This is a genomic window from Streptomyces sp. NPDC017890, assembly GCF_044328675.1.
Classification (GTDB): Bacteria; Actinomycetota; Actinomycetes; order Streptomycetales; family Streptomycetaceae; genus Streptomyces.
This window is the reverse complement of sequence record NZ_JBIRHU010000065.1, coordinates 1-5,327: the sequence shown is the minus strand read 5'-3', so window position 1 is coordinate 5,327 and position 5,327 is coordinate 1. Positions and strand designations below refer to the sequence as shown.

Below are 5,327 nucleotides of genomic sequence, written 5' to 3'. Positions count from 1 at the left end.
GGGGTGTTCCGGCCGAAGGTGGACGCGGCGCTGCATCTGCACGAGCTGACGCGGGACATGGATCTGTCCATGTTCGTACTGTTCTCCTCCGCCGCCGCGGTACTGGGCAGCGCCGGCCAGGGCAACTACGCGGCGGCCAACGCCTTCCTCGACGCTCTCGCCCAGCACCGCCGGGCGCAGGGCCTGCCGGGACAGTCGCTCGCGTGGGGCATGTGGGCCCAGCGCTCCGCGATGACCGGCGACCTCGGTGAAACGGACCTCGCCCGGATGAACCGGGGCGGCATCTCCGCCCTCACCTCCGAAGAGGGCACCGCGCTGTTCGACGCCGCCACCGCGCGGGACGACGCCGTCCTCGTCCCGATCCGTATCACCGCCGCGGCGCTCCCCACCGAGGGACTGCCCGCCCTGCTGCGCGGGCTGGTCCGCGCTCCCGCGCGGCGGACCGCGTCCAACACGGCCGCGGCCGATGCGGACACTACTCTGGCGCGCACGCTGGCCGGCCTCTCCGAGGAGGACCAGGACGCCGCTCTGCTCGACCTGGTCCGCGGGCAGGTGGCGACCGTCCTCGGATATCCGTCACCCGACGACGTCGTGGTCGAACGCACCTTCCAGGAGCTCGGGTTCGACTCGCTCACCTCTGTCGAGCTGCGCAACCAGCTCAACGCCGCCACCGGCCTCAGGCTCCCCGCGACACTGGTCTTCGACCACCCCACACCGGTCGCCCTCGCGCGTTTCCTGCGAGGTGAGACGCTCGGCGCCGCGACCGACGACGCGGTCGCCGCACAGCCGCCCACCACGGGCGTGGGCCTCACGGACGACCCGGTCGTCATCGTCGGCATGGCCTGCCGCTACCCGGGCGGGGTCTCCTCGCCGGAGGACCTGTGGCGGCTGGTCGCCGACGGCGTCGACGCCGTGACCGGGGCACCGCAGGACCGAGGCTGGGACGACCCGGACGGCGAAGGACGGCACGGCGGCTTCGTCCACGAGGCCAGTCGCTTCGACGCCGACTTCTTCGGCATCAGCCCGCGCGAGGCACTCGCCATGGACCCGCAGCAGCGGCTCCTCCTCGAAACCGCGTGGGAGACCTTCGAACGGGCCGGCATCGACCCGGCCACCGTACGGGGCAGCCGGATCGGCGTGTTCGCAGGCGCCTCCTCGTCCGGCTACGGCAACGGTCTGCGGCAGCTGCCCGAGGGCGTCGAGGGCTACCTGATGACCGGCACCACCACCAGCGTGATCTCCGGCCGCGTGGCCTACAGCTTCGGCCTGGAGGGACCGGCCGTGACGGTGGACACGGCGTGTTCGTCATCACTGGTGGCGCTCCACCTGGCGGCCCAGGCGATCGGCAACGGCGAATGCTCGATGGCGCTGGCCGGAGGGGTCACGGTGATGGCGTCACCGGGCATCTTCAACGAGTTCGACCGGCAGGGCGGCCTCTCACCGGACGGCCGGTGCAAGGCGTTCGGAGCCGGTGCCGACGGCACCGGCTGGTCGGAGGGCGCGGGCCTCCTGCTCCTGGAACGGCTGTCGGACGCGCGCCGCAACGGCCACCGGGTGCTGGCCGTGGTACGGGGCAGCGCGGTCAACCAGGACGGCGCCTCCAACGGCCTCACCGCGCCCAACGGCCCCTCCCAGCAGCGGGTCATCCGCCAGGCCTTCGCCAACGCCCGGCTCGCCCCGTCCGACGTCGACGCCGTGGAGGCACACGGCACGGGCACCGCCCTCGGCGACCCGATCGAGGCACAGGCGCTGCTCGCCACCTACGGCCGGGACCGCGACCCGGACCGCCCGCTGTGGCTCGGCTCCATCAAGTCGAACATCGGCCACACCCAGGCCGCCGCCGGTGTCGCCGGTGTCATCAAGATGGTCATGGCGATGCGCCACGGCGTACTGCCGCGCACACTGCACGCCGACGAACCCACCCCCGAGGTCGACTGGGCGTCCGGTGCCGTCTCGCTGCTCCACGCCGCCACCGCGTGGCCCGCCGCGGGCCGGCCCCACCGCGCCGCCGTGTCGGCCTTCGGCATCAGCGGCACCAACGCGCACGCCATCCTCGAAGCGGCCCCGGACCCGGAGCCGCCCGCGGAGACCGAACCGGCCGGCCCGGCCGTGGACGGTGCCCCGCTCCCGTGGGCCCTGTCCGCCCGCACCGCGCAGGCCCTCGCGGCCCAGGCGGAACGGCTGCGGAGGTACGTCACCGACCTGCCCGGCGCCTCCGTCGCCGACATCGGCCACGCCCTGGCCACCACCAGGTCCCCCCACGACCACCGTGCCGTCGTCGTCGGCCGCGACACCGAGGACTTCCTGAACGGCCTGACCGCCCTCGCCGAGGGCACACCGGCGGCGCACACCGTGACCGGCGAGCCCGCGCCCGCCGGCAAGCTCGCGGTGCTCTTCACCGGCCAGGGCAGCCAGCGCGCGGCCATGGGACACGAACTGCACGCGACACACCCGGTGTTCGCCGACGCGCTCGACGCGGTCTGCGCCGAGCTGGACCAGCACCTCGAACGCCCCCTCAAGGAGGTCATGTTCGCGGCGGAGGGAACCCCTGAAGCCGCGCTGCTCGACCGCACCGACTTCACCCAGGCGGCCCTGTTCGCCGTCGAGACCGCCCTGTACCGGCTCGCGGAGGCGCACGGGGTCCGGCCCGCCTTCCTGATGGGTCACTCCGTGGGCGAACTGACCGCCGCCCACGTCGCGGACGTCCTCTCGCTCGCCGACGCGGCGGCCCTGGTGGCCGCGCGCGGCCGCCTCATGCAGGCCCTGCCCGCCGGGGGCGCGATGATCGCCCTGCAGGCCACCGAGGAGGAGGTCCTGCCCCAGCTCGGGGACCGGCAGGCACGGCTGAGCGTCGCGGCCGTCAACGGCCCCGCCGCCACGGTGATCGCCGGAGACGAGGACGCCGCCGAGGAAGTGGCCGAGCACTGGCGGACGCAGGGCCGCAAGGTCAAGCGTCTCAACGTCAGCCACGCCTTCCACTCGCCGCGCATGGAACCCATGCTCGCCGAGTTCGCCCGCGTCGCCGAGAGCCTCACCTACCGGGCCCCGCGGACACCGATCGTGTCGAACCTCAGCGGCGCCGTCGCCGACGTGGCATCCCCCGACCACTGGGTCCGGCACGTCCGGCACGCCGTCCGCTTCCTCGACGGCATGCGCGCGCTCGACTCGCTCGGCGTCACCACGTACCTCGAGCTCGGACCCGACGGCGTCCTCACCGGCCTCGGCCAGGACTGCCTGCCCGCCGCCGGCGACGCGCTGTTCGTGCCCGCGCAGCGAGCCGGGCGCCCCGAGGCACAGGCGCTGACCACCGCGCTCGCGACCCTGTACGTACACGGTCTCCCGGTCGGCCTGGAGGCGTGCTTCGCCGGGCACCGCCCGCGCCACGTCGACCTGCCGACGTACGCCTTCCAGCGCAAGCAGTACTGGCTCGCCCCGGCGGGCCGGGGCGCGGGCGACGTGACGTCGGCCGGACTCGACTCGGCCCACCACCCGCTGCTCGCCGCGGCCACCGAGATCCCCGACAGCGGCGGGACGATGTTCACCGGCGTGATATCCCGCCGCACCCACCCGTGGCTCGTCGACCACTGCGTGGCCGGCACGGTACTGCTCCCCGGCACGGCGTTCGTGGAAGTGGCGATGGTCGCCGGTGACCGCGTGCACTGCGACCGGCTCGACGAACTGACCCTCGAGGCACCGCTGGCGCTGCCCGAGCGCGGCGGCATACGGCTGCGGGTCGTCCTCGGCGAGCCCGACGACGAGGGCAACCGCGTCCTCGGCATCCACTCACGGGCCGAGGACGCCGCCCCCGACGAGCCGTGGATCCGCAACGGCAGCGGCCTGATGTCCCCCACCCCGCCGGAGCCCGACTTCGACTTCTCGGCCTGGCCGCCGCCCACCGCCACCCCGGTCGACACCACGGACCTCTACGCGGGCCTCACCGAGGCCGGTCTCGCGTACGGGCCCCTCTTCCAAGGGCTGCGCGCGGCATGGCGGCAGGACGACGACGTCTTCGCCGAGGTCGCACTGTCCGAGGAACACCGTGAGAGCGCCGGAACCTTCGGCCTGCACCCCGCGCTCCTCGACGCCGCGCTGCACGCCGTCGCCCTCGGCGGACCCGCCGACGGCGACGGCGGACCGGGCCTGCCCTTCGCCTGGTCCGGGGTGTCCGTGTACGCCATCGGCGCCGCCACCCTGCGGGTGCGGATCTCGCCCGCGGGCGGCCGGAGCGTGAGCCTCGCCGTCGCGGACGGCACCGGCGCCCCCGTGGCGGTCGTGGAGTCCCTCGCGTTCCGTCCGCTGGCCCCGCAGGCGCTCGCCGACGCCCGCCCGGACCGCGCCGACGACTCGCTGTACCTGGTCGACTGGACCGCGGTCCCGGCACCCGAGACCCCCGGGCAGCTCGGCTCCTGGGCCGTACTCGGCGCGGACGACTTCGGCGTCGGCGCCGCCATGGCCGAGGCCGGCACGCTGGTGGACACCCACGAGGACCTCGCCGCCCTCGCCGAAGTCACCAAGTCCAGCGGAACGAGCCCCGGCATGGTCGTGGTCTCCTGCCCGCCCGGCTCCGCCCCCCGCGAGCAGACCTGCCGGATCCTCGAACTGCTCCAGGGCTGGCTGGCCGACGAGACGCTGGGCGACTCGCGGCTGCTGGTGCTGACCCGCGGCGCGGTCACGGCCGGCACCGCCCGCACGGGACCGGACCTCGCCGGTGCGGCCGTGTGGGGTCTGCTGCGCTCGGCGCAGTCGGAGAACCCCGGCCGTGTTCTGCTCGTCGACCTCGACCCGGGGGCCGCCCCCGGCATCCTGGCGCTGCCCCTGGTGGCCGGCCTCGACGAACCGCAGCTGGCGATCCGGGCAGGCCGGGCTCTCGCCCCGCGACTGGCCCGGATCGGCACGTCGGCGACCCTGTTGCCGCCTGCGGGGGAGCAGGCCTGGCGCCTGGACACGACCGGCGAGGGAACGCTGGAGAACCTGTCGCTCGTCCCGAGCCCGGACGCCCTGGCACCGCTGGCCGACGGCGAGGTACGCATCGCCGTACGCGCGGCCGGCGTCAACTTCCGCGACGCGCTCATCGCGCTGGGCATGTACCCGGGTGCCGGGATCCTCGGCAGCGAGGGCGCGGGTGTGGTGACCGAGGTCGGGCCCGGTGTGACGGAGCCGGCCGTGGGGGACCGGGTGTTCGGCATGGTCGGGCACAGCTTCGGTCCGGTCGGTGTGGCGGATGCGCGGCTGCTCGTGCGTATCCCGGAGGGGTGGTCGTTCGAGCAGGCTGCGGCGACGCCGATCGTGTTCCTGACGGCGTTGTTCGGGTTGCGGGACCTGGCGGG

Annotated in this window: 1 protein-coding gene; it reads left to right on the top strand. The window is 74.6% G+C overall.

Annotated features, from left to right (window positions below):
• The coding region (locus tag ACH4F2_RS35015) for a beta-ketoacyl synthase N-terminal-like domain-containing protein (protein WP_398136723.1) at positions 1-5,327 on the top strand (5,327 nt) is incomplete at both ends.